23 protein-coding genes and 1 pseudogene are annotated in these 23,814 nt (G+C 53.1%); 18 read left to right on the top strand and 6 right to left on the bottom strand.

The features are described from left to right. The 3 genes and pseudogenes from AC0LWM_RS21295 to AC0LWM_RS21305 form a co-directional block, all read left to right on the top strand. Positions 1 to 779 (top strand): annotated as a pseudogene (locus tag AC0LWM_RS21295) (DNA ligase); the annotation flags it as partial. Next, positions 776 to 1,069, top strand: coding sequence for an EscU/YscU/HrcU family type III secretion system export apparatus switch protein (locus AC0LWM_RS21300; protein ID WP_474677006.1), 294 nt, complete (start codon positions 776 to 778; stop codon positions 1,067 to 1,069). The pseudogene AC0LWM_RS21295 and the gene AC0LWM_RS21300, both read left to right, overlap by 4 nt. Further along, complete coding sequence (locus AC0LWM_RS21305; RefSeq protein ID WP_474677007.1) at positions 1,069 to 1,446, top strand: YraN family protein; 378 nt, start codon at positions 1,069 to 1,071, stop codon at positions 1,444 to 1,446. The genes AC0LWM_RS21300 and AC0LWM_RS21305 overlap by 1 nt, the downstream gene beginning before the upstream one ends. A gap of 90 nt (positions 1,447 to 1,536) precedes the next feature. On the opposite strand, the gene AC0LWM_RS21310 is transcribed toward AC0LWM_RS21305, so the two are convergent. Then, complete coding sequence (locus AC0LWM_RS21310) at positions 1,537 to 2,949, bottom strand: hypothetical protein (protein ID WP_474677008.1); 1,413 nt, start codon at positions 2,947 to 2,949, stop codon at positions 1,537 to 1,539. Positions 2,950 to 3,413: 464 nt separating this feature from the next. Between AC0LWM_RS21310 and AC0LWM_RS21315 the strand changes: the two genes are divergently transcribed. From AC0LWM_RS21315 to AC0LWM_RS21335, 5 genes are all read left to right on the top strand, one after another. Next, the gene (locus AC0LWM_RS21315) at positions 3,414 to 3,917 is read left to right on the top strand and encodes an SRPBCC family protein (RefSeq protein ID WP_474677009.1); all 504 of its coding nucleotides are present in this window, start codon (positions 3,414 to 3,416) and stop codon (positions 3,915 to 3,917) included. 72 nt (positions 3,918 to 3,989) lie between these two features. Further along, entirely contained in the window at positions 3,990 to 4,745 is a 756-nt protein-coding gene (locus AC0LWM_RS21320; protein WP_474677010.1) for a class I SAM-dependent methyltransferase, read from the top strand. 15 nt (positions 4,746 to 4,760) lie between these two features. Further along, on the top strand, positions 4,761 to 5,237 hold the full coding sequence (locus AC0LWM_RS21325; RefSeq protein WP_474677011.1) for an NUDIX hydrolase: 477 nt from the start codon (positions 4,761 to 4,763) through the stop codon (positions 5,235 to 5,237). A 413-nt stretch (positions 5,238 to 5,650) separates the two neighbouring features. After that, positions 5,651 to 6,271, top strand: a complete 621-nt coding sequence (locus tag AC0LWM_RS21330) for a hypothetical protein (protein ID WP_474677012.1) — start codon at positions 5,651 to 5,653, stop codon at positions 6,269 to 6,271. A 43-nt stretch (positions 6,272 to 6,314) separates the two neighbouring features. After that, positions 6,315 to 7,556 carry a polysaccharide deacetylase family protein gene (locus tag AC0LWM_RS21335; RefSeq protein ID WP_474677013.1) on the top strand — a complete coding sequence of 414 codons (1,242 nt, stop codon included), beginning with the start codon at positions 6,315 to 6,317 and terminating at the stop codon, positions 7,554 to 7,556. A gap of 139 nt (positions 7,557 to 7,695) precedes the next feature. Here the strand turns inward: AC0LWM_RS21335 and AC0LWM_RS21340 are convergent, their stop codons facing one another. Further along, the gene (locus AC0LWM_RS21340) at positions 7,696 to 8,109 is read right to left on the bottom strand and encodes an Hsp20/alpha crystallin family protein (protein WP_474677014.1); all 414 of its coding nucleotides are present in this window, start codon (positions 8,107 to 8,109) and stop codon (positions 7,696 to 7,698) included. A gap of 223 nt (positions 8,110 to 8,332) precedes the next feature. Here AC0LWM_RS21340 and AC0LWM_RS21345 point away from each other — a divergent pair, with 223 nt between their 5' ends. The 6 genes from AC0LWM_RS21345 to AC0LWM_RS21370 all read left to right on the top strand — a co-directional run bounded on the left by AC0LWM_RS21345 (position 8,333) and on the right by AC0LWM_RS21370 (position 16,797). Next, on the top strand, positions 8,333 to 9,343 hold the full coding sequence (locus AC0LWM_RS21345) for a 2-oxoacid:acceptor oxidoreductase family protein (RefSeq protein ID WP_474677015.1): 1,011 nt from the start codon (positions 8,333 to 8,335) through the stop codon (positions 9,341 to 9,343). A 19-nt stretch (positions 9,344 to 9,362) separates the two neighbouring features. Beyond that, positions 9,363 to 11,690, top strand: a complete 2,328-nt coding sequence (locus AC0LWM_RS21350) for a thiamine pyrophosphate-dependent enzyme (protein ID WP_474677016.1) — start codon at positions 9,363 to 9,365, stop codon at positions 11,688 to 11,690. Positions 11,691 to 12,055: 365 nt separating this feature from the next. Further along, positions 12,056 to 12,352: a hypothetical protein gene (locus tag AC0LWM_RS21355; RefSeq protein WP_474677017.1), complete on the top strand. Its 297-nt coding sequence runs from the start codon at positions 12,056 to 12,058 to the stop codon at positions 12,350 to 12,352. 244 nt (positions 12,353 to 12,596) lie between these two features. Next, the gene (locus AC0LWM_RS21360; protein ID WP_474677018.1) at positions 12,597 to 13,085 is read left to right on the top strand and encodes a GyrI-like domain-containing protein; all 489 of its coding nucleotides are present in this window, start codon (positions 12,597 to 12,599) and stop codon (positions 13,083 to 13,085) included. Positions 13,086 to 13,226: 141 nt separating this feature from the next. Beyond that, positions 13,227 to 15,020 carry an ABC transporter transmembrane domain-containing protein gene (locus AC0LWM_RS21365; RefSeq protein WP_474677019.1) on the top strand — a complete coding sequence of 598 codons (1,794 nt, stop codon included), beginning with the start codon at positions 13,227 to 13,229 and terminating at the stop codon, positions 15,018 to 15,020. After that, on the top strand, positions 14,998 to 16,797 hold the full coding sequence (locus AC0LWM_RS21370) for an ABC transporter ATP-binding protein (protein ID WP_474677020.1): 1,800 nt from the start codon (positions 14,998 to 15,000) through the stop codon (positions 16,795 to 16,797). Before AC0LWM_RS21365 ends, AC0LWM_RS21370 begins: the two co-directional genes overlap by 23 nt. Before the next feature lie 86 nt (positions 16,798 to 16,883). Here AC0LWM_RS21370 and AC0LWM_RS21375 read toward each other — a convergent pair whose 3' ends face one another. Then, on the bottom strand, positions 16,884 to 17,336 hold the full coding sequence (locus tag AC0LWM_RS21375; protein ID WP_474677021.1) for a GNAT family N-acetyltransferase: 453 nt from the start codon (positions 17,334 to 17,336) through the stop codon (positions 16,884 to 16,886). 198 nt (positions 17,337 to 17,534) lie between these two features. On the opposite strand from AC0LWM_RS21375, the gene AC0LWM_RS21380 reads away from it, so the two are divergent. From AC0LWM_RS21380 to AC0LWM_RS21395, 4 genes are all read left to right on the top strand, one after another. Next, positions 17,535 to 17,663: a hypothetical protein gene (locus AC0LWM_RS21380; RefSeq protein ID WP_474677022.1), complete on the top strand. Its 129-nt coding sequence runs from the start codon at positions 17,535 to 17,537 to the stop codon at positions 17,661 to 17,663. 33 nt (positions 17,664 to 17,696) lie between these two features. After that, positions 17,697 to 19,229, top strand: coding sequence for an amino acid permease (locus tag AC0LWM_RS21385; protein WP_474677023.1), 1,533 nt, complete (start codon positions 17,697 to 17,699; stop codon positions 19,227 to 19,229). A gap of 235 nt (positions 19,230 to 19,464) precedes the next feature. Next, positions 19,465 to 20,241 (top strand): HAD family hydrolase, encoded by a 777-nt coding sequence (locus AC0LWM_RS21390; protein WP_474677024.1) that lies wholly within the window; start codon positions 19,465 to 19,467, stop codon positions 20,239 to 20,241. 238 nt (positions 20,242 to 20,479) lie between these two features. Then, a complete protein-coding gene (locus tag AC0LWM_RS21395) occupies positions 20,480 to 20,953 on the top strand; it encodes a DUF1905 domain-containing protein (RefSeq protein WP_474677025.1) in 474 nt (157 codons plus the stop codon). A 226-nt stretch (positions 20,954 to 21,179) separates the two neighbouring features. Here AC0LWM_RS21395 and AC0LWM_RS21400 read toward each other — a convergent pair whose 3' ends face one another. From AC0LWM_RS21400 to fadR, 3 genes are read right to left on the bottom strand one after another with little or no spacing between them, the layout of a single operon-like run. After that, entirely contained in the window at positions 21,180 to 22,217 is a 1,038-nt protein-coding gene (locus tag AC0LWM_RS21400; RefSeq protein WP_474677026.1) for an electron transfer flavoprotein subunit alpha/FixB family protein, read from the bottom strand. Between the two features lie 43 nt (positions 22,218 to 22,260). Next, the gene (locus AC0LWM_RS21405) at positions 22,261 to 23,031 is read right to left on the bottom strand and encodes an electron transfer flavoprotein subunit beta/FixA family protein (RefSeq protein WP_474677027.1); all 771 of its coding nucleotides are present in this window, start codon (positions 23,029 to 23,031) and stop codon (positions 22,261 to 22,263) included. A gap of 5 nt (positions 23,032 to 23,036) precedes the next feature. Continuing rightward, entirely contained in the window at positions 23,037 to 23,639 is a 603-nt protein-coding gene (fadR, locus tag AC0LWM_RS21410; RefSeq protein ID WP_474677028.1) for a fatty acid metabolism transcriptional regulator FadR, read from the bottom strand. Positions 23,640 to 23,814 lie beyond the last annotated feature (175 nt).

A 23,814-nucleotide genomic window follows, 5' to 3' on the forward strand; every position in this document is an offset into this window, starting at 1 on the left:
CGCCGCGCCGCGAGGAGACGTGGCTCGCGCGCACGCTGAAGGCGCTGGGGCTCGACCACGAGCACGTGGCGCTTAAGCCGCTCGCGCTGCAGGAGCCGCACGCGGGGCAGCTTGTCCGCCAAGCGGCGGCCGATCTAACGCAGCCTGCACTGGCGGCGGCACAGCCGGAAGCGTCGGCGGACGGCGCCAAATCGGCGGCATCACAGCAGCAGGACTCGCTCAAGGGACTGCTGCTTACGATCGCGCAATCGGACGATATCCCTCCGGCGATCAAAGAAAGCGCGGGACAGCTCGTCCAGCAGATTACGGGGCAGCAGCTGCTGTTGACGCCCGATCGGGGCTCCATGTTTACGCACGTTACGATGTTCATTCCGCTGCTGAACAAGGACGGCGAGCAGACGGCGGCGATTCATATCCAGTCGCGCAAAGGGAAACGCGGCGAATTGGATGCGGACAACTGCCGCCTCTTGTTCGACCTGCGGATGAGCTCGCTCGGCGATACGATCGTCGACGTGCAGGTCGTGAGCAAAATCGTGAGCCTGAAGGTGCATAACGACCATCCGGCCATTGCGGCGCTGCTCGAGCAAGGCAGGGAGCAAGTGACGGCGGCACTCGAGACGTTAGGCTATCAGTTCCTATCGATGAAGGCCGTTCCGCTGCCGGACAGGCTGTCGTCGATCGACGATTCGGCATCCTCCTCCGCTCTAACCGGCGTTCAGTCCAGCGCGTCGTCCCTGTATGCCGCAAAGCCCTACAAAGGGGTGGATTTGCGGGTATGAAAGAGGCCAAAACATCAACGATCAAAAAAGCGGTTGCGCTCCGTTATTCAGCGGAAAGCGAAGAAGCGCCTACCGTCGTCGCCAAAGGCAAAGGGCTTGTCGCCGACTCGATTATGCGCAAGGCCCAGGAGCACGGCGTTCCGGTCCAAGAGGACGCATCGCTTGTCGAGGTGTTGTCCAAGCTCGATCTGAACCAAGAAATTCCGCCGGAGCTGTATCAGCTTGTCGCCGAAGTATTGACGTTCGTCTATCAAACCGACAAGCGGGTAAATGTGGGGGGATCTACGTAATGCGGGCCTCCGGCAAAAGCAACCGCAAAGCGACAGGGCGCGAAGCGGAGCAGCTGGCCCAGTCCTATTTGCGAGAGCTGGGGATGCGGATCGTGAGCTTGAACTGGCGCTGCCGCTCCGGCGAAATCGATATTGTCGCCGAACAAGACGGCATCCTGCGATTTGTCGAGGTGCGCAGCCGTTCGACGGAAGGTCGTTACGGCACGGCCGCGCAATCGGTTGATGCCCGCAAGCAGCGGCAAGTACGCGAAACGGCGCAGGTGTATTTGTATCAGACGAAGCAATTCGAGCGCAAAGTGCAGTTTGACGTCATCGCGATTCGACTGGATCGCGAAGGACAGCTGCTGGAGCTTCAACATATTGAACATGCGTTTTAATCCATGGAATTGATCAAGGCGGCATGCCGGGAGTCCCGGTTTGCCGCCTTTTTGGAATGCGTACGATGCAGTGCCGGCGGTACCGTTCGACTATAGCAAGAACATCGCAACAATCGTCGTAACGATGAGACCGAATACGACCGGCTTCAAATTGCGCCTTGCCAATTCAAACGGATCAACGCCGCAGATGGCCGCGGCCGGAATGAGCGCCCATGGAACAAGCGTGCCTCCGCCGACCCAGATGGCGGCGATTTGACCAAGTGCAGTCAACGTCGCAATTCCGGCGCCGATGGCGGTCGCGAACAGCTTCGCGATCGAACCGGCCAGCGAAATGCCGGAGAAGCCGGAGCCGTCGAGACCGGTGATGGCTCCGACCGTGGTCAGGGTGACGGCGCCGACGCCTTTATTCAGCGGTACGCTGTTCGCCAGCGCAACGCCGAGGTCGTTGACGATGCCGTGGGAGCCTTCCGGCAGCACTTTGCCGAACAAATCGACGAACGCGGAGTCGCCCAGATAGAAGAAAGCAGCAATCGGGATGACGGGGCCGAATACTTTGAATCCGAACTGGAAGCCGTCCAGCAAGTAAGACGTGATTTTCGACAACCCTTCTTTTTTGTGAGACAACATCGTCACTAGACACATGATGAAAATACACGTGCCGCCGACAAGGGCAGTGGCGTCTCCTCCTTGCAGCTTGAACGCGACCATCGCCGCGACGTCCAGGGCGAGCAGGATCGGAACGAGTACGGCGAAGAAAGATTTCATCCCGGAGCTTAAGCCGGCATAATCCGGTCCGGCATTCGTCATTTCATTGAATACGGAAGATATTTTCACTTCGCCGCCGGCTGCTTGGGGCACACCCTTCTTCATATCTTTGCGCAGCAGCCAAAATGCAGTCGCCGTCGTGACGGCACCCATGACGATGACAAGCGGAACGGAAGCCGAGATGACGTCGCCGATCGGAATTCCCGCCGCCTCGGAGGTCAATTTGGGCGCGCCTTGGATAATATAATCTCCCGATAACGCGATGCCGTGGCCGAATAGATTCATCGCCATCGCGACGCCGAGTGCGGGAAGTCCGACCCGAACGGCGACCGGCAAAAGTACGGCGCCGATCAAGGCGACCGCCGGCGATGGCCAGAAAAACCATGAAATGATCATCATCACGATCCCGATAATCCAGAACGCCCATCCGGGCGACCGAATCAACCGCGTGACCGGCGCAATCATCCTTTCATTCACGCCCATGATCGTCAATACCCGGCTCATTGCGACGATCAGGGAGATGACAAGGATGGTGCCAAGCAATTCCTTAATGGCATAAATAAATGAATTGAACACGCCGCTGACCGATGAAGTTAGAGATTCCGTCGCCATCAGTCCAAGCGCAAAAATCCCGGCCACGCAAACAAGCGTCGTATCCTTGCGCATGACCATAAATCCGATGATGAGCAGGATGAACAGCAGGTACACCCAATGCAAACCCATGAGCTCAATCCCCATACGTACCCCTCCGTGAAAAGGCTTTCGCCTGTTGTGATACAGGTTATGCACCCAGCGGCAAAAGGTGCCGGAGCTCATTTTTGGTCTACAAAGGCACGGAGCGGAACCGAAGGAACGGCGAAGATCGAGTATACGCTCAATCGCACGAAGTGGACGCTGCGACCCGATTATTTGAACGATTTCATCGATGTAACGATCATCAAAGGTATTATATAGACAAAAAATCGAAGCTGAACGCGGCTTTAAGTTTGCTGTTTAAAGAGGTTAGTGCTGGGAAGCAATAAGCGGACGGGATTGCAAAAAAAACGAAATAATCCGGGCAGGAAACTTCTGAGTGGCGGCGAATACTTACTAGGCCATAAGAAGTAGTCAACGACGTCCATTCTGAAATAAAGGATAGGCAGTACCTTCGCCGTTGCCGTAGGACAGCGGTCTGCGTCTACGGGGGGCTGCCGGGTGCTCAAATGCCTGTCATCGTGTTTAAAACGGTCGTCGACGCGCCGATCGAACGCTGCTTTGATGTATCGCGCGATATCGGTATCCATACCCAAACCGTCTGGAAGCATACGCGGGAGAAGGCGGTATCAGGTGTAACAACCGGTTTGATCGTAGCGGGCCAAACCGTGACCTTCGAGGCGACTCATTTTGGTGTCAGACAGCGTTTGACCTCCAAAATCGTCGAATACGACCGCCCGTTTTATTTTGTCGACGAAATGCAGAAGGGAGCGTTTCACTCTTTGCGCCATGAGCATATATTCGTCGAGCAGCCTGACGGGACGCTAATAACCGATATTATGGACTACAAATCCCCGCTTGGCTTCCTTGGCCGGATCTTCGATTATTTCGTGCTGGAGCGTTATATGTATCGTTTTATCCGTCACCGGAGCCTGGAATTGAAAAAATTGCTGGAGCAAGATCACCGATTAGGCAACGGATACACCGATCCGGTGATCAAGGCTCAAGATTGAAACGAAGTTGTCCCGAAAGTCGTCTATAAGTACGAAAGTATAGAGTATAAGGACCGCGAAGGAGGATACGGCATGGACAGCAAACAAAGATTTTCGAATCGGGTCGACAATTATACGAAATACCGGCCAAGCTACCCGAAGGAAGCGATCGATTATTTGTACGGCGAGCTCGGCTTCCGTGAAGCCTCGACGATTGCCGATATCGGGGCCGGCACGGGGATTTTTACGAAGCTGTTATTGGACCGGGGAAGCCGTGTGCTGGCCGTCGAACCGAACCCCGAGATGCGGGCGGCGGCGGAGCAGTCGCTTGGGGATTATGCGTCGTTTGTTCCGGTGGACGGATCGGCGGAGCGTACGCAGCTTGATGACCAATCCGTCGACTTTATCGTATCGGCGCAAGCGTTTCACTGGTTTGACTTGCCGCTCAGCAAGGAGGAATTCCATCGCATTTTGAAGCCCGGGGGCAAAGCGGTATTGATCTGGAATCGGCGGACGACATCGGGCAGTCCGTTTTATGCCGAATATGACGATTTGCTCCGTAAATATGGACGGGACTATGAGACAGTGAATCATATGAATTTGCAGGACGACGATTTCGCCCGATTTTTCGCAGAGAGCGGTTATGCCCGATTGACATTCGCCAATCAGCAAACGTTCGATTATGAAGGGTTGCGCGGCAGAGTGCTGTCCGCCTCCTACATTCCGCTGCCCGGCGAAGAAGGGCATGAACCGCTGATGGCGGAGCTCCGTGATTATTTTGACCGGTATGAGACCGAAGGGAAAATTGTCTTTCATTATACAACCGAGCTGTATGTCGGTGAGGTCTAGGAAGGTAACGAGTCGATGAAGGAGTACATGCGAGAGATGCGGGAGTTGGTCGGACGGAAGCCTTTGATTCAATGCGGAGCCAGTGTCATCGTGTACGATCCGGCAGGGCGCGTGCTCATGCTGAAACGGACGGATAACGGTAGCTGGTGTTTTCCCGGCGGCGCAATGGAGCTGGGCGAGCACCTTGAAGCAACGGCGAAGCGGGAGCTGCGGGAGGAAGCGGGTCTTACAGCGGTGAATCTGACGTTGTTCGGCGTGTTTTCCGGCGAGGAGCTTCATTACACCTATCCGAATGGGGATGAAGTGTATAACGTCGATACCGTGTTTACGGCGACGGAGTTTGAAGGCGAGCTAAGGCTGGATCAAGAAAGCCGGGAAGCCCGTTTTTTTGAAATCGGCGAAATTCCGGCGGAGATTAGTCCTCCGGTTGTTCCGGTTGTGGAAGAGCTGAAACGGCGGCATGTTGGGGGACGACTTTCCGGAGTGAAATGACGTATAACCTGTGTCAATAGGCAAAAGCGATTTTACTAGCGTCGATACAGCCCTTCACGGCTACATCAATAAAAAAGGCTTGTATATGGAAGCCTAGCCGTTAACGAAAAATGCTGGCGACGAAAGTCAAAGCGACCTTAAGAGGTCGCTTTTTTATTGCCTTTATCCATCAACATCTTATTAAAATATACTGAACGTACGAAAAGACCGTACTTTAGTACCGGGTCAAGATCAGGATAATTATTTTATAATAGATTAAATACATCATGTGACATAGTTTGACATTATCTCAGAATAGGTGACGAAAATCGATGTTTTCTCCTTTCCTTAAGAAGAAGAATGGAAATGAAAAAAAGCTGGATCAGGACCTTGGTGTTCGAGCAATCCCTGAAGTTCCGCAAGAGGATTTACCGGTGGATTCGGGTGATGCCGAGGCCGGGGACGAGCGTACAAGCTCCATGATTGAGAATAAGGTTCATATGGACAAAAAATCGCTTGATCTCGTATTCGCCGTCGAGCAGATCATTCAGGCGAAGCAGCAAGTCGAGATCAGCCATTATGAAGTGCAGGATCGATTAAATCATGCGAACGGGCACATCGAGCGATTGAGCAGGGACTTGAAAAACTTGAACAAGGTGATCGAGGAGCGCGAGAAGAGCATCCTTGAGCTGGAACACAAGATGACCGAGAAGAACCTTAAGGTTGACCAGATAATGGAAGACTACCGGGAGCTTCAGTCAGCCTTGTCGGGCGAAATTGAGGACTTGAAAGGCGTTATCGAGATCGAACGGCAGAAATATGCGAGCTTGCTTCAGAAGCATAATGAGACGCAGAACGAGAAGAACAAGCGAATCAGCGATCTGGAGGAGAAGATCGGCAAGCTCGAAATCGAAAATTCGCATACGAAGATGAAGTTCGAAGCGCTTCGCGAGGAGAAAACGTATCTCGTTAATATGGTCAATGACTTTACTACTCGCATGACGTCTCCTTTTGCATCGAATGGGAGCGGGCGCGACGGGGGTTCATCGGATTAAGGTCTAGAAGCAAGCAAATGGGAAGAGAAGGTCGAGGATTGGAATGGAAACGTACAGCACACAGGTGATGGAGCTGCTGTCGCTTGAGAAAGTGCCGGATGGTAGTTTCCAAATCAAGGTTGGCGTCACCCATCACGAAAGACAAGCTTCATATGTGATCGAAATCGATGAATTTACGTATATTCATCTCGATTCATTGCAGCCATTGAATGGGGACCGGGTTCGACTTTCGCCTTACCCCAAGTGGGATCCGTATCGCAACACCTATTATGGCGTCATGGTCAGAACAAGCGGCGTCTCTCGCGAAACGTTGTATTTTGCATGCAGCGAAGAGTTTGCAGGGCAGCTGCGGAAGATCAGGGAAATGGAGTATCCTTCCATTCCAAGTGACAAGGACGCCCGGCAGGATTCGGTAGAGAATGATTCGGAGGACGCAGTGCAACCTCGAACACGCCGGTTCAAGGCGGGCGCAGCGTGGATAGCCGTATGGCTTCTGATTGTCGGCGGCATGATTGCATTTTTGCCTATTCGTTTCGAAGACTTGTATTTGGCGGGGCGCGCCGAAAGCCTGGACGGGCCAATCCGCACGGCGAAGGCTGCGATGAACGATATTAAAGCTGAAGCGGAGGCAGTCGCGCCTGTCCAGACACGTCCCCTGCAGGGCTCGACTCATTCCGCGGTTAATCCAAAAGACTACGAAGTGGTTGAGATCGATGGGGAAAAAAGTTTCTTCGGGCTGCCGAAGGATTATGTTGCCTTAACGTTCGATGACGGTCCATCCCCGTTTACGAAGAAGATCGTGGATATTTTGACCGAACGGCATGTGGCGGCGACGTTTCTATTTGTGGGCAAAAATGTGGCTCGCCATTCGGATGCGGTCACCTATGCGAACAAGCATGGCATGTCGATCGGGAATCATTCCTGGGATCACAGCGTGCTGACGAAGGCAAATGCTGCGGATCAGGCCAAAAATTTAGCGAAGGCTTCCATTGTTCTGCAATCGCTGACTCACGCCCCTGTTACGTTGTTTCGCCCCCCATATGGCGCCATAAACGACGATCTCGCCGCCGGAGCGAAGAGCCAGCATATGAAGATTCTCATGTGGAATCGCGACCCGGAGGATTGGCACGCCAAAACGGCGGAGGATATTGTCCGGTATTTCCGGAATAAAGAAACGTCCGGAGGGGTCTATGTACTGCATGAAAACAAGAAGACGGTCGAAGCGCTTCCGGAGATTATCGAATATTTGAAAAAGGAAAAATTGAAATTCGCCACGTTCAAGTAATCATGTACATCAATCCTTGGCGATTCCATTGACCAAGAAAAGCCTGCAAGTCCGATAGCAATCAGACGGATTTTGCAGGCTTTCTCCGTTAAGATGCAGAGACTTAGACAGTAGGTTGAAGCGCGAAAGTCCTCGCTCATTACTTCAAGTCCAGGCTGCGCCATCCTTCGGATTTGGCGCTTTTTTGTTTGTTCAGCACGATCGTGATGACGCCCTCCTTAAGATCGACGGACGACGGCTTCGGCACAACATCGTACGGCAGAGCAACCGATTTGACGAATTGGCTTGAAGCAGCCTGCTTGACGGAAGATCCGGTATCGCTGCGGACCGTTTGTTCGAAATCCGTTATTCCGCGCAGATGCGCCGTTCGGCCGTTGACTTGGATCGCCCATTGCTTGAGCTGGCTTTTATTCATGCCGGGCGCTTCGACGACAAGCGCCACCGAATCGCCCTGATCCCGGACGGAGATCATGGGGCCTTTCGGCTCCCAATCTTCGAAGATGCGGGCTAATTCCCGGTTGACACGGGAAAATTTCCTCAATAAGTTTTCCATTTCCTCAAACATCCGCGACGTTCACCCCGCATATGCTAGTTCTGAACGATTTTTTTGTTCATTTACTGCTACTTTATGTCCCTGATATCGAAAATGTGTTCCGCCAAAAGCCGAAAATCCAATGAAAAAAATGGTTGCCAGATGGCAACGAACTGTTAAAATGAGAATAGAATAAATATTCGCAATATTCGATATAGTCTAATCTTTCGAAGGGAGCAGTGGAATGGTTACGTTACCCAAAGTGAACGAGCTCGGGTTCTTCGAAATTCGCCTGGAATCGATCGGCGGACTCGGGGCCAACCTGGCAGGCAAAATGATCGCGGAAGCAGGGGTTATGGGCGTTGGTTTGAATGGGGTCAGCTTTTCCTCATACGGATCGGAGAAAAAGGGATCGCCCGTCAAAGCGCATATTCGTTTTTGCGATATGGATACGAACATTCGCGCAACGTCGCCGGTCGAGCGGCCGCACGTTGTCGGCATATTCCACGAAGCGTTGTCCAAAACGGTGAACGTCATCAGCGGCATTTATGAAGACAGTACCGTGCTGGTCAACTCCACGAGATCACCCGAGCAGTTGAAGGAGAAGATGAAGCTGGTCGGCGGCACGATTGCCGTTATCGATGCGACCGGCATTGCGCTGGAGGAGAAGAACCGCGTCAATATGGCGATGCTGGGCGCATTGTTCCGGCTGTGCGATTTCCTCGATCCCGAAGCGATGAAAGTCGTTATTCGCAAGTCGCTCGAGAAAAAATATCCGCAAGCGGTTCAACCGGCACTCCGCACCTTTGAAAGGGGTTACGCGGAAGTATCCTTCCAGACGTTCGCTTTGCCCGAAGGACTGCAGATGCCGGATTACGTTCGGCAAGATACGCCGGTGCTCGGATATGCCACGCAGCCGATGGGCGGCGCCATTACGAACCCGGGCAACAGCATTTTGAAGGACTTAAGCATCTCCCGCGCCGGCATGATGCCGCATTTCGAAGACGAGAAGTGCATCCACTGCGCAGCGTGCGACAACGTTTGCCCCGACTTTTGCTTCGTATGGGACGAATTGCCGGACAAGAAGGGGCGCCCGCAAATGTTCCTCCAGGGGATTGACTATCAATATTGCAAAGGCTGTCTGAAATGCGTCCAAGCTTGCCCGACCGAAGCGTTGTCCAGCGAACGGGAAGCCGACGGCTATGCCGAGCAGCACCGTGTGCCTCATCGATTTAACCTCGCGGTTCACGCGTAATCGATAAAACAAATTTGACATGGAGAGGGTGGAATCCCAAGTGGCTGTCGATTTGCAGAAGGAACTCGGAAAGGCGAAAGTAGAGCAGCGGATCGTTTATGAATCGGGCAATGAAATGGCGGCATACGCCGCGCACCAAATCAATTATCATATTATGGGATATTTTCCGATTTCGCCGTCAACGGAGGTCGCGCAATTCCTCGATCTCATGAAGGCGAACGGTCAACACGACGTCGTGCTGATTCCGGCGGACGGAGAGCACGGATCCGCGGGGATTTGTTACGGAGCATCGACTGCGGGCGGCCGTGTCTTTAATGCGACAAGCGCCAACGGTTATTTATATATGATCGAACAAATGCCGGTGCAGTCCGGAACACGGTTCCCGATGGTGCTTAACCTCGTCTGCCGTTCCGTATCGGGACCTCTGAACATTCACGGCGACCATTCCGACCTTTATTATGCGCTAAACACCGGCTGGCCGATCTTGATGTGCCGCGATCCGCAAGCGGTGTACGACATGAACATCATGGCGATCAAGCTGGCCGAGGACGCCGAAGTGCGTCTGCCGGTCGTCGTTGCGTTCGACGGCTACTTCACCTCCCACCAGAAACGCCGGGTGCAGACGTTTGCCCATCGCGACGATGTACACAAGTTCATCGGCGAGCAGCCGCCGCGTGGTTACCCGGATACGCTGGACCGGAACAATCCGATTACGGTCGGCCCATACATGAACGAACCGGATTATATCAACAACTGCTACCAGCAATCGGTAGCGATGTACAACGCGGAGCATGTGTACGACCGCATTCGCAAGGAGTATGCGGATCTAACCGGCCGAGACTACCCGATTCTCGATCTATACCGGATGGAGGACGCGGAAGTTGCCGTCTTCCTGCTCAATTCCGCCGCGGAAATCATTAAGGATGTCGTCGACCAGCTGCGCTCGCAAGGGATCAAGGCGGGATCGATTTCGCCGAACATGATCCGCCCGTTCCCGCAGAAAGCGATCGCCGAAGCGCTCAAGAACGTCAAAGCGGTAACCGTGGGCGACCGTGCCGACTCGTACGGCGGGCACGGCGGCAATATGGTGAACGAGGTGAAGGCGGCGCTGTTTACGTACGGCAACCGCGATACGATGGTATTGAGCCGCATTTACGGTTTGGGCGGCAAAGACTTCTATGCCGAGGATGGGCTCAGCTTGTTCCAGTTCGCCATTGAAGCGGTGCAGAAAAATAAGGTCGAGGTTCCGTTCGACTATTACGGCCATACGCCGGGCGACCCGGCCAAAGCGCCGAAGCGCGTGCTGCTGCCGATGAAATACGAGGACTTAAAAACCGGGCTCATCACGGTGACGCCGGATGAGACGACAAAGAAGCTGAACGTGCGCATCCCGCCGCTTAGGTCGCTTACGAAGAAGCCGAAACGGATCGCGCCGGGACACGGCGCATGTCCGGGCTGCGGTATTTTCTCCGGTCTGGAGCTGTTCTTCAAGGGCATCGAAGGCGATATCGTCGCCTTGTTCCATACCGGCTGCGCGATGGTCGTAACGACCGGTTATCCGTATTCCGCGCACAAAGCGACGTATATCCACAACTTGTTCCAGAACGGAGCGGCGACGCTGTCCGGCGTCGTGGAAATGTTCTGGGAGCGCAAGCGCCGGGGAGAGCTCGATCATCTCAACCTGCCGGACGACTTCACGTTCGTCATGATCACGGGCGACGGCGGCATGGACATCGGCATGGGGCCGGCGATCGGAGCCGCATTGCGGAACCATCGGATGATTATTTTGGAATACGATAACGAAGGTTATATGAACACCGGTGCGCAGCTGTCGTATTCGACGCCGATCGGGCATCGGACGTCGACGTCCAACGTTGGATCGTATCAAGGCGGCAAGCTGTTCCATCACAAGGATACGGCGCAAATTATGGCCGCGACCCATATTCCGTACGTGTTTACCGGTTCGGAGGCGTTCCCGCAGGATTTGGTGAAGAAGGCGGCGAAGGCGCAATGGTATGCGCAAAACGTCGGCATGGTGTACGGCAAAATTCTCATTGCCTGCCCGCTTAACTGGTTGTCGGAGGATCAGGAGGGCTCGAATATCGTCGGCGCGGCGGTTGATTCTTGCTTCTTCCCGCTGTATGAAGTCGAACGCGGCGTGACGACGATTACGTACAACCCGGAGGAGAAGAATAAGAAGGTCACCGTCTCCGAATGGCTGAAGACGATGGGCAAGACGAAACATCTGACGAAGCCGGAGCATGCCGAAGCGCTGCAATCGTTCGCGGATGAAGTGGAACGCCGCTGGAATATTTTGAAGGCGAAGCACGACAGCCCTTATTTATAATATCAGAAAGTATAAATTTTCAGCGGAGCTGAACCTTTCTGATATTTCAAGAAAAGCTTCCTCTTACGCAGGGTCATTCATCGTGGAGAGGGCTTCGAATAGAAGCTTTTCTTAACAATATAGAAAGTTTAAGTTCGCTAAAGCATGAAAGCGAAAGAGAACTTTCTATACCAAGAATAAACTTCCGCTATAACGCGGTCGCTCATCCTTGAAGGACTTCGATAGAAGTTTTTCTTATCATCATCAAGTAGCTTCTGCTAATGATTATCTCAAAACGTTAAGATGAAGGAAGGCACTTTCTCGCCGAGACGGTGCCTTTCTTTTTGGAGGATAAGCGTTAGGATCGATGCCTAGGAGGACTAATGATGCCATTTGTATTGAAACATGCGGAAACGGGCCAAATTTATACGTGTATGCTCGTCAATCGTTATGAGCTGGCGTATTATGGGACGAAATTTTGGGATTCCAAGGAAGCTGCTGAAGAGCAGATGAGCTTGTTTCTGCAAGAGCAGTCCATGCAGCAAACGGAATCGTGGGAGGTAATGGAGGTTAGCGAGCAGCAGATGAAAGTGTATAACGTGAAGCTGCGGAATGATTCTCGTAATCGGTTGTTTGTTGGCGACGACGGTTCGATGAGAATCGAGAAGAGCGAGGCGCCCTAGGGTATTCGAGTGAGGCCATGTATTTTGATAAAAAATGACATAAAAATATTGCGAGGCGCTGTTATACTGATGTTAGAAAACCCGGCCAATCGAGAAGGAGTTGGTTCATCTGGAACAGCGTGTATTACATACGGAAAGCTATAGGCCCCACAAACTGCCGCACGCGCTTAAGCTTATTCATGGGAAACGGTATGGCACGGAATTAGGCGAGCAATCGGTTCAGACGGAGGGGACGGTTGCAACAATGGACGGTTTTAAGGCCGCGGGCATTCGATGCGTCGGTTTGCAGCAATTCGGCGAGCGGATTCCGGAAGCCGTGGAGCAGCTGCTAGGCAAGCTAGGGCAAATTCCGAACCGGATTCACCCGGAGCTTCATTTCGGTCTTGCGCCTTGTACGCAAGCTCAAGACAACGCGGATACCCATACGTACTTCATTGCCGTCGAAGTGAGCAGCTTCGACGATTTGCCGGAGGGCGTCGAGCCGATTACGGTATCGGACCAAGCTTGCGCAATCGTTCGGAAGAAAGAGCGGGACCAGGTCGGGGACATTTATGGAATCGTCTTTGGTTACATGGAAGAAAACGACTTGCGACGGGTAATGGATGAAGATGAAGTTCGCTACCAGGTGGAGGTCTTCTATGAAAGCTTGGAGACATATGGGCTGCGGATGACCGGACAAGCCGAGGATTCGTTTGTCATGGATTTATGCATTCCTGTGGCGAGTAAAACCTAAACGATCGAGCGCTTAAGTAGCTGGATTTCTTCGAAATCGGAGAGTCCGGCTTTTTTTTGTTTTAACAAAAATGGGAATTGCCGAACAGGAATTGACCGTTGTATGATTGTGTAATGGAAATAGGGAAATGTGGGGGACCGGATGAAAATTTTTCGAGATTTATTATGGTTTTTTAAGCTGGAGAAGCGAAGCTATTTGATCGGCGTTCTCTTCTTGATGCTTGTTTCGGCCGTAAATTTGCTGCCTCCTTGGGTAATCGGCAACGTCGTTGATGAAATCGAAACAAGCTCGCTTACGCGCGGTTCGCTGATGCAGTGGGGACTTCTGATTTTGGGCGTGGCGTTGTCTTCCTATGTGTTCCGCTATATATGGCGCCTTCTTATTTTCGGATCGTCGTACCGGCTAAGCAAGCTGCTGCGCAACCGGTTGTATGAGCATTTCACGCGGATGTCGCCGCAATTTTTCCATAAGCGGCGTATCGGGGACATGATGGCCCATGCGACGAACGACGTGCAGGCGGTGGAGGCGACGGCGGGCGAAGGCGTGCTGACGCTGGTCGACTCGCTGACGATGGGCGGACTTGTCGTCGTGACGATGATGTTCATCGATTGGAAGCTGACGATCATTACGCTGCTGCCGATGCCGATCATGGCTTGGGCGACGAGCCGGTACGGCAATTGGCTGCACGAACGGTTTCATGCGGCGCAGGCGGCGTTCTCCGACTTGAACGACAAGGTGCAAGAAAATGTAACCGGAGTGCGCGTCATCAAGGCGTTCGGCCAAGAGGAAGCGGAGAAAGAGCGGTTTCGCGATTTATCCGCCGATGTCGTACGGAAAAATATTGCCGTCGCCAAAATCGACGCCTTGTTCGATCCGACCATCTCGCTGATCGTCGGCATATCGTTCCTGCTTGCGGTTGGCTTCGGCGGTTGGTTCGTAGCCCGCGGCGACTTGACACTCGGCGGACTCACGGCATTTACGATGTATCTCGGCCATCTCATCTGGCCGATGCTGGCGTTCGGCTGGTTGTTCAACATCATGGAACGCGGCCGGGCGTCTTACGACCGGATTCAAACACTCCTCGGCGTAAAGCCGGACATTCAGGACCTGGAAGGCGCAGCAGACACGGTTCCAACAGGAGCAATTACGTATGACATTGCGGCGTACGCTTATCCGGAGACGAAAGAGACTGCTTTGCAGGAGGTTACGTTTACGGTTCGTGAAGGCGAGACGCTGGGCATCGTGGGCAAAACGGGCAGCGGCAAAACAACGATGCTTAAGCTGCTGTTGCGGGAGTTCGATTTGCAGTCGGGATCGCCCGTCGGTCACAACGACATCTGCATTGGCGAATCGTCGATTTACGATGTGAAGCTGGATGCACTGCGCCAGGCGATCGGTTACGTGCCGCAGGATCATTTCTTGTTCTCGACGACGATTGCGGAGAATATCGCGTTCGGCAATCCGAATGCCTCGATGGATGAAATACGCGCTGCGGCCAAAGCGGCCTGCATTCACGAGGATATTCTGCAGTTCCCTGACGGGTACGGCACGATCGTCGGCGAACGAGGCGTCACGTTGTCCGGCGGTCAGAAGCAGCGGATCTCCATCGCGCGTGCTTTTCTGATGGGGACGAACATTTTGATGCTCGACGATGCGTTGTCCGCGGTAGACGCCAAGACGGAAGCGGCGATTTTGCATGAGCTGCAGCAAAACCGCAAGAACAAAACAACGTTAATCACTGCGCATCGCTTAAGTGCGATCGAACACGCCGACTTGATCGTTGTTCTGGAGGATGGACGTATTGCCGAGCGCGGCAAGCACGACCAATTGATGGCCCAAGACGGCTGGTATGCGTCGATGTACCGCAGGCAGCAGCTGGAGTCGAGCGTAGAGGAAGCGGAGGTGAAGGACGATGAGCGAATCGAATACGCATAAAGAGACGGCATCTGCGGCGCCGATGGAGAAGCTGTCGCGGCAGCGGACGCTGCGCAGGCTTTTCGCTTATATGATGCCGCATAAAAAGGCGCTCACGCTTGCCTTCATCACGCTGGCGCTGGCGACGGCAGCCAATGTAGCCGGTCCGAAAATCGTCCAAATTTTCATCGACGATTATTTGAAACCGCGAAACTTCGATTGGCCGGTTTTGTGGACGCTCGGCGGCATTTATTTGTTCCTGCACATTGTTTCCGTTGTGCTGACCTATTATCAGCTTGTCAGCTTCAATAAGATTGCGTTATGGATTATTCAACAAATCCGGGTCGACGTATTCGGCATGGTGCAGCGGCTCGGACTGAGGTTTTTTGACCGGACACCTGCCGGAAGCCTCGTCTCCCGCATCACCAACGATACGGAATCGATCAAACAAATGTATGTAAGCGTACTGGCGACCTTCGTGCAAAATATCGTAATGCTGCTTGGCATCTTTGTCGGGATGTTTTTCCTCGATGCGCGGCTCGCGATGTATTGCCTCGTTTTCCTGCCGGTCATCATCGCATTGATGCAAGCGTATCGCAAGCTCAGCTCGAAAATTTTCCACATCTCTCGTGAAAAAATGAGCCAGCTTAACGCCAAGCTGAACGAATCGCTGCAAGGCATGCACATTATTCAGGCGATGCGCCAGGAGAAGCGGTTCCGGGAAAGCTTCGACAAAACGGCTCATGATTATTACACGGCGGGCATATCGCAGATTAAGCTGAACGGATTGCTCGTCCGGCCTGCGGTTGATCTTCTTTATATGATCGCGATTATGCTGGTGTTGTTCTTCTTCGGCTTCGAATCGTTCGACGGAATTGTGGAAGTGGGCGTACTGTACGCCTTCATTAATTACTTGGACCGATTCTTCGAGCCGATCAACATGATGATGTTCCGGCTGTCGGAATTTCAACAGGCGATCGTTGCGGCGGAGCGGGTATTCGGACTGATGGACGACGACGAATATGCGCCGATGAAGCAAGGCACAGAGGCGCCGAAGATTCAGGAAGGGCGGATCGAATTTCGCAATGTCAGCTTTTCGTACGACGGCAAAGTCGACGTATTAAAGAACATCTCGTTCACCGCATTGCCGGGGCAAACGGTTGCTTTAGTCGGGCATACGGGAAGCGGCAAAAGCTCGATCATCAACTTGCAAATGCGCTTTTATGCGGTGGAACGCGGTCAAATCTTGATCGACAACGTACCGCTTCAAGCTTACGACGACGAGGAGCTCCGCCGCGGCATCGGGCTAGTGCTTCAAGATCCGTTTCTGTTCGCGGGTGATGTGAAGCATAACATCAGGCTCCATACGCCGGGCATCTCGGACGAGGCGATCGAGGATGCGGCGAAGTTCGTGCAAGCCGACGGCTTTATTCGCAAGCTGCCGCACGGCTATGACGCGCCGGTCGGGGAGCGGGGGGCAACATTCTCCAGCGGCCAACGGCAGCTGCTGTCGTTCGCCCGGACGATCGCCCGCAATCCGAAAATATTAGTGCTGGACGAGGCGACGGCAAGCGTCGATACGGAGACGGAGGAAGCTATTCAAGAAGCGCTGGATAAAATGCGCAAAGGGCGGACGACGATTGCAATCGCTCACCGCCTGTCGACGATCCAGGATGCCGATCTGATCCTGGTACTGCATAAAGGCGAAATCGTCGAGCGCGGCACGCATCAAGAGCTGCTGTCGCAGCGCGGCTTATATTACAAGATGTACTTGCTCCAGCAAGGAGCCGTATCCTAGAAATTGTCGGTTTCTTCAAGATAAAATATACAAACATCCTCGTCTTAGTTAGACGAGGATGTTTACGTTTAAAGGGCATACCTTGGTTATTCCTTGTTCGCCGATTCCGATCGCCGGTAGCAGCGGATGATTTCATCGGCTGTTTGATCAATGACTTTAAATCCAAGCGATTCATACAGTGTGGCTGCAATCGTATTGTTAGGACGATGTCCCAATATAAGCTTATCGCAGCCGTGCTTCTCGATCATATGCCGCATCAGCTGCTGCATGGCGAGACGACCGTAGCCTTTGCCCTGATGCTGCTTATCGATCAATAAGGCCATAATCCAATAGCTTCCGTCATCCGGATCTTGCGCGTATACCGTAAAACCGACCAATTCGTCGCCTGCATAAACGGCAAGCGGATGGAAATCGCAATACGCCGATTCCGCCAACCAATAAACGACGGGAACGGGAAAAATCTCTTTTTGCTGTTCGCTGGCTTCCAGCTGGGTGCAGTCGTACCAATTGTGTTTGTCCACGGGCTTTAATTGTATCATCGCACAGCTCCTAACTCTCGTTTCAATAAGATCAGCCTATCGGTTTATGTGCCGCGGCTCAAGGGGAAAATCGTTTAAAATCGATCATTCCAGCCGATTTTGAACGTTTAACGAAAAATTAGTTAGCATGTACCTGCTTTTTCGCAATACATATAGTACTGGGTACGGAGACTCAGTCTGCCTGCGGAGGTGATGATCATGACGGAAACGATCCTCGGCATTATTTTAATTGTCGTAACCTGTCTCGTTGCCATTGGCATCGGTGCGGTAGCGAACAAAAACGTGAAGCAGTACGATGAAAAAAATCACGAAAGCTTCTTGGGCTAATCGATTGACGAAAACTGCAAAGGAGGAGAAAAGATGGCTAAAGTAACCGACAAGCAGCTGATGCTCGACAAAAAAGATTTGAACCGCTTCGGCTATGCGCAGGAGCTGATGCGCAGCATGGGCGGATTTTCGAACTTTGCGATTTCGTTTTCGATTATTTCCATTTTGACAGGCGCCGTGTCGCTATACGGTCACGGCTTGACCTACGGCGGGCCGGGGATGATGGGCTTCGGCTGGCCGATCGTCGCTTTGTTCGTTATTCTGATCGCGGCAGCGATGGCTGAGCTGGCTTCGGCGATTCCGACTGCGGGAGCGTTATACCACTGGGCGGCTATCTTGGGCAGCAAGCGGTGGGGATGGTATACGGCGTGGATCAACCTGATCGGTCAAATCGGGATCGTCGCCGGCATCGATTATTCGGTGGCCACGTTCGCCGACCCGCTGCTCGCCAACTTGTTCGGCTATACGACGAGCGATACGACTACGCTGATCGTTTTTGCCGTCGTGCTGCTGACGCACGGCATTATGAACCATATCGGAATCAAGGTCGTTGCGCGGCTGAACGATTTTTCGGCGTGGTATCATATCGCGATCGTGCTTGTGCTTGTCGTCAGCATCGCCTTCTTCAGCAAAAACGGGCTGCAGCCGGCTGAATATTTGTTCCAAGTGGGCACGACGTTTTCCGATAAACCCTATTTCTTCGCTTTCTTGATCGGTTTGCTGCAATCGCAATGGACGTTCACAGGCTACGACGCATCGGCGCATACGATCGAAGAAACGGTCAATCCGCGCATACGCGCGCCTTGGGGGATATTTACATCGGTAGCGTATTCGTTCGTGTTCGGCTTCATCATGCTGGCGATTGTGACGTTGTCGATCACCGACGCCGGGGAAGCTGTAAAGGCTGACAACGCTTTTATACATATTATTGAGGTTGCGCTTGGCGGTACGTTCGGAACGGTTGTGCTGTGGCTGATTACGTTCGCGATGTGGTTCTGCGGGTTATCGTCCGTCACTTCGTTTTCCCGGATGATGTACGCGTTCTCGCGCGACAAAGGGATGCCGTTTAGCAAGCATTGGGCCGAAATATCCGCGAAATTCCGCACGCCGGCCAAAGCGATTTGGCTTACCGTCATTTTATCGTTTGTTCTGGCATTGATCGACTACATCATCAAATTGATCAACCCCGATGCGTCTTATGGCACGATTGTCTTCTTGACCGCGGTGAGCGTCGTTGGGCTGTATGTGGCGTACGGCATTCCGATTTTGCTGAAGCTGATTGCCAAGGCGCAGGGCAAATTCCAGGACAAACATCTCGGGCCATGGAACTTAGGCAAATGGAGCAACCTGATTGCCGTACTGTCGCTGCTCTGGATCGTGTTCATCAGCGTGATCATGGTCATTCCGCCGAATGAAAATGCGGGTTACGCATTGATCGGGATGTTCGTGCTGCTGATCCTGATGGATTTGTTGTACTACCGGAAGCATTTTGAAGGTCCGCAAGCCGCGCTGCGTACTTCGGTGGAGGATATTTTGAAGAAGGAACGGGCATTAGAGAAAAAATAACGGAGTGGTTTCGAATACGAGGAATGTCGGAGAGCACGATCATGGCGAACATGGTCGTGCTTTTTGCTTGGATGAAAGGGGAAATAGCTTATCGCAGCATGCGGATACAGTTTTTTCTTAGGAAGAGAAATGCTACGAACCGGTGGATCAATTTGCCGCTATGTTATAATGTTTTGAGATGAGGTCAACGGTTTATCGAGTAGCGGTTCGAGAATCATGAAGGGTGAGAGACATCGTGAACAAATACATTTTATGGGACTTCGACGGCACGTTAGGCGGCCGTTACGACGGACTTCATGGACGAGCTTGGAGCATGTCCATGCTTGAGGCCGTTCAGCAGCTTGCGCCTACGCGACATTTGACATTGGATATGATCGCTCCTCACTTGCGGGAAGGATTCCCGTGGCATGAGCCGGAAAAGCCGCATCTTCAATTGCATACCGCCGAGTTGTGGTGGGCGCATATTCGCGGCGTTTTTGCTTCGATCTTTCGGAAGCTGCATCTTCCGGATGACGAGGCGCAGGCATTGGCGGAGCTGTCGCAGCAGCGGTTTCTCGATTTGGACCGATGGGTGCTGTACGACGATTCCATCCCGGTATTGGATCAATTGATGCAGCAAGGATGGCAGCATATCATCGTGTCGAACCATGTGCCGGAGCTGCCGGAGATTGTCCGCCACTTGGGATTGATGCCTTATGTCAACGACATCGTCAACTCTGCCAATATCGGGTACGAAAAGCCGAACCCTAAAATATTCGATGCAGCCTTAGCTAAAACGAAGCAGGCAAGCGAAATCTGGATGATCGGGGATAATCCGTTTGCCGACGTATGGGGGGCGGAACAAGCGGGAATTCAAGCGATTCTCGTACGGAATTCGGATGCCGATGCGGCGGCGGAGACGAAGGGCAAGGCAAAGGCTGATGCTGAGGAGAAGGAAAAGACCAAGGCCGTGGTGAAGGAGAAGATCAGCTTCGCAGATTTGTACGGCGTGGGGCGATTTTTGGCGAGGTAAGTTCTAGGATTCAAATCGAGCGCGAATAAATGGAGAAGATGTATTTAATTCTGGATATGAGACGAGGTTCGGAGTTAATAACTGGATTTTACGTATCTAATTTGAGTCGATATCGATCTAAGATCCAAAATTAACATGATAAATACATGAAATCCAGTTATTTTCTCTAAAAATCGGATAGTAGATGAGAATAAATGCATATTTTCCAGTTGTTCTACGATGTAGAAGGGGGGCTTATATGGCAATCAAACGACAGTTTCAAGCGGAGCTATTAAGGCCGGATGCGGCAGGAACGTGGACCTATCTTATCGTCCCGTTTAATGTGGAAGAAGCTTACGGCAGCAAGGCGCAGGTCAAGGTGAAGGGTACGGTGAACGGAGTGCCGTACCGGAGTTCGGTCATGCCGAACGGCGACGGGACGCACAGCATGGTCGTCAACGGCACGATACGCGAAGCGGCCGGCGTAACGGCGGGCGATACGGTGATTGTAACGATGGAGCCGGATACGGCGCCTCGCGAGGTAGAGGTCCCGGGCGATTTGGCGGAGGTGCTGGAACAGCATCAAGCGGCGAAGGAAGCGTTCGATTCGATGTCGTATTCGCATAAAAAGGAATACGTCGACTGGATCGTCAGCGCCAAAAAAGCGGAGACGCGCGCCGGTCGAATCGATAAAGCGATGGGCATGCTGATGGAGAAAAAGAAGTTGAAGTAGTATGCTGCCTGATAGGTGAGATGTGTAAAAGCGGAGAATTAGTGCAGGAGCTAGAGTGAGTAGGAGCAAGGGCAGGAGAAAAAGCAGGAGCAAAAGCGGCGTAAACGAAAGCAAAGGCAGTTATGCCGAGAGCAAGCGCAGCGGAGAGTAAGGGCGGCATTGACGAGTGCAAGTGCAGGGTGAACAAAAGAAAAAACACGAACAAAACAAAGGGAACTGATATGTATCAGCTCCCTTTGTTTTGCATTCCGCGCAGTTCCGCCGTCAGCAGCGGAACGATCTCGAACAAATCGCCGACGATGCCGTAATCGGCAACTTTGAAAATCGGCGCCTCCGGATCCTTGTTGATCGCGACGATGACTCGCGACTGGCTCATCCCGGCGAGATGCTGGATCGCGCCGCTGATGCCGCAGGCGATGTACAACTCCGGCGTCACGACTTTGCCGGTTTGCCCGATTTGCAGCGCATAATCGCAATAGCCGGCATCGCAGGCGCCCCGTGAAGCGCCGACCGCTCCCCCGAGCGCCTCGGCGAGTTCTTCGAGCGGTTTGAACCCTTCCGCGCTGCGTACGCCTCGTCCGCCGGAAACGACGATTTTGGCTTCGGTTAGGTCGATTTTCCCGGATAGATTACGAACGACCTGTTGAATTACAGTTCGCAGATTGGAGGCTTGAAACGGCATCTCGACGATGGTAAACGATGCGGAAATCGCGATGGCAGGGTCTCCGGATGCTTCGTCCTCAATCGCAGCGCCGAGTTGATAACCCGGTTCGGCAGGTTTCAGGTTGTTTGGACGTACGGTGAGCACCCATGGCGTTTCGGTGAACCGCTTTTCTTCGAACGCTTTGCCGGCATACAACGGGCGGATGAACCGAATATATTCGCCACTTCCGATGATCGCCGTGACGTCGGAAATTTGTCCGCAGTCAAGCGAGGCGGCGACTAACGGAGCAAGATCGCGGCCCATCGCAGTATGGCCAAAAATAACGGCCCCCGGGGAGCAAGCATCGACGATGCTGCGCAAAGCGCCAAACCAGCCGTCCGGCGTATAGTTCGCGAGCTCGGCGTCATCCGCGACATAAACGGATCCGACGCCGTAGCTCGCAAGCCCGTCGGCCAATGGCCGAACGTTCGTGCCGATCAGGGCAACGGCTATTCGGTCATTCGGACCGGCTATCGTTTTGGCTGCGCCGATCAGTTCGTAAGTTAACCGGCGAAAGATGCCGTCTTTATGCTCGGCAACGATTAAAAAGGTTTTGCTCAACTGGAGCAGCCTCCTTCAGAATGGAATAAAGCCGTGCAACGTGCTACAGCTGAAGTTTCGCTTCGTCTTGCAGCAAGCGGATCAGCTCGGTCGTTTGCTGCAACGGATCACCTTTGATCAGCTTGCCTGCATTGCGCGCCGGCGGCAGAAAAAGGCGGATAGTCTCCGTTTTTGCCGCGACATCGTCTTCCGATAAGCCGAGATCGTCCATCGTCAACTGCCGATACGGCTTTTTCTTCGCTTTCATAATGCCTTGCAGCGTCGGGTAACGAGGCTCGTTCAGCCCTTGCTGCGCAGTGATCAAGGCAGGCAGCGGCAGCGCGATCACTTCGACGTCTCCTTCGGCATCGCGGCGGACGAGCGCTTGGCCTTGGTCGATTTCAAGCTGCGTCACCGCCGCGGCATGAGGCAAATCGAGCAGCTTCGCAAGACGAATCGCAACTTGCCCCGCACCCTGATCGACCGAAAAAAATCCGCCAAGGATAAGGTCGTATGATTCCTCCACAAGCCAAGCGGCTAAAGCACGCGATACGGACCAAGCATCTTGTGGCAGCCGTTCGTCGCATAGGTGCACGGCTTCGTCCGCTCCTATAGCAAGCGCGGTCCGCAGCGCTTCGGCACTCCGGGCAGGACCTGCTGTGACGACGGTCACTTTGCCGCCGAATTGCTCGCGCAGCTGTATCGCCTGTTCAACGGCATATTCGTCGTAAGGGTTGATGACGAACTTCGCCCCATCCTCCGAAACTTCCCCGTTTAAGAGCGTTATTTTTTCCTCGGTATCGAACGTTTGCTTCATCAATACAATTGTATTCAATCGGTTCACGACTCCTTTCCGATTCCATGAATCATAAAATCGACCGTGCCCTCGGCCTGATGGACGAGCGAATATTTACGGCCTGAAATCAGCCATGACGTAACGGCTTCATCCATCGCGCCGAACAGCAGCTGCCGGACCAGCTTGACGTTCAGATCCGGACGAAACACTTGCTGTTTAATGCCTTGCTGCAGAAGATGCTCGATCAACTCGATGTAGGGCTTGAACGCGCTGCCGATCTCTTTGCGCAGCTCCAGCGAATGCTGCCTAAGCTCGATTTGCGTCACGTAAGCAAGATCCACATTGCGCTCCAGCTCGGTGTAATGAAGCTCGCACAGTCTTCGCAAGGCGTCGCGGGCGTCGGTCGTCGCCTCCAGACTCGCTTGAAACTTACAGACAAGCTCGCCCAGCTTTTCCCGGAACAAACAAATCAGGATGTCTTCCTTGCGTTTGAAGTACAAATAGATCGTCCCGCTTGCAACGCCTGCAGCCTTGGCGATTTTCGAAACTTGCGCGCGATGGAAGCCGTGCTCGGCGAACGTTTTGAGCGCCCCGTCGAGGATCAGCCGGTATTTATCGTTTTTGCCGCCGGACGCATAGGTTTGCACGGTGATTCCCTCCGAAGGGAAGCGGATTTTAAAAAATAAAAAGCTCTCAATAAACGAATACGCCGATTAGGACAACGCTGGACGTTATCTTGAACTGAATGAGTATTCATTCATGTTCTAATGCCAGCATATGATAGCAGGGAAGGGATCAGAACCGCTTTCCTTCCGCTTGCGA

The sequence above is a fragment of the Paenibacillus sp. sgz302148 genome (assembly GCF_056120465.1).

Bases quoted from the DNA above. Each gene is read 5' to 3' on its own strand.
- AC0LWM_RS21365 (WP_474677019.1), top strand. From the start codon at position 13,227: ATGAAAATTTTTCGAGATTTATTATGGTTTTTTAAGCTGGAGAAGCGA.
- AC0LWM_RS21340 (WP_474677014.1), bottom strand. From the start codon at position 8,109: ATGGAAAACTTATTGAGGAAATTTTCCCGTGTCAACCGGGAATTAGCC.
- AC0LWM_RS21315 (WP_474677009.1), top strand. From the start codon at position 3,414: ATGCCTGTCATCGTGTTTAAAACGGTCGTCGACGCGCCGATCGAACGC.
- AC0LWM_RS21385 (WP_474677023.1), top strand. From the start codon at position 17,697: ATGGCTAAAGTAACCGACAAGCAGCTGATGCTCGACAAAAAAGATTTG.
- AC0LWM_RS21360 (WP_474677018.1), top strand. From the start codon at position 12,597: ATGGACGGTTTTAAGGCCGCGGGCATTCGATGCGTCGGTTTGCAGCAA.
- AC0LWM_RS21320 (WP_474677010.1), top strand. From the start codon at position 3,990: ATGGACAGCAAACAAAGATTTTCGAATCGGGTCGACAATTATACGAAA.
- AC0LWM_RS21370 (WP_474677020.1), top strand. From the start codon at position 14,998: ATGAGCGAATCGAATACGCATAAAGAGACGGCATCTGCGGCGCCGATG.
- AC0LWM_RS21335 (WP_474677013.1), top strand. From the start codon at position 6,315: ATGGAAACGTACAGCACACAGGTGATGGAGCTGCTGTCGCTTGAGAAA.
- AC0LWM_RS21310 (WP_474677008.1), bottom strand. From the start codon at position 2,949: ATGGGGATTGAGCTCATGGGTTTGCATTGGGTGTACCTGCTGTTCATC.
- AC0LWM_RS21345 (WP_474677015.1), top strand. From the start codon at position 8,333: ATGGTTACGTTACCCAAAGTGAACGAGCTCGGGTTCTTCGAAATTCGC.
- AC0LWM_RS21380 (WP_474677022.1), top strand. From the start codon at position 17,535: ATGACGGAAACGATCCTCGGCATTATTTTAATTGTCGTAACCTGTCTC.
- AC0LWM_RS21350 (WP_474677016.1), top strand. From the start codon at position 9,363: ATGGAGAGGGTGGAATCCCAAGTGGCTGTCGATTTGCAGAAGGAACTC.
- AC0LWM_RS21395 (WP_474677025.1), top strand. From the start codon at position 20,480: ATGGCAATCAAACGACAGTTTCAAGCGGAGCTATTAAGGCCGGATGCG.
- AC0LWM_RS21355 (WP_474677017.1), top strand. From the start codon at position 12,056: ATGCCATTTGTATTGAAACATGCGGAAACGGGCCAAATTTATACGTGT.
- AC0LWM_RS21325 (WP_474677011.1), top strand. From the start codon at position 4,761: ATGAAGGAGTACATGCGAGAGATGCGGGAGTTGGTCGGACGGAAGCCT.
- AC0LWM_RS21300 (WP_474677006.1), top strand. From the start codon at position 776: ATGAAAGAGGCCAAAACATCAACGATCAAAAAAGCGGTTGCGCTCCGT.
- AC0LWM_RS21305 (WP_474677007.1), top strand. From the start codon at position 1,069: ATGCGGGCCTCCGGCAAAAGCAACCGCAAAGCGACAGGGCGCGAAGCG.
- AC0LWM_RS21375 (WP_474677021.1), bottom strand. From the start codon at position 17,336: ATGATACAATTAAAGCCCGTGGACAAACACAATTGGTACGACTGCACC.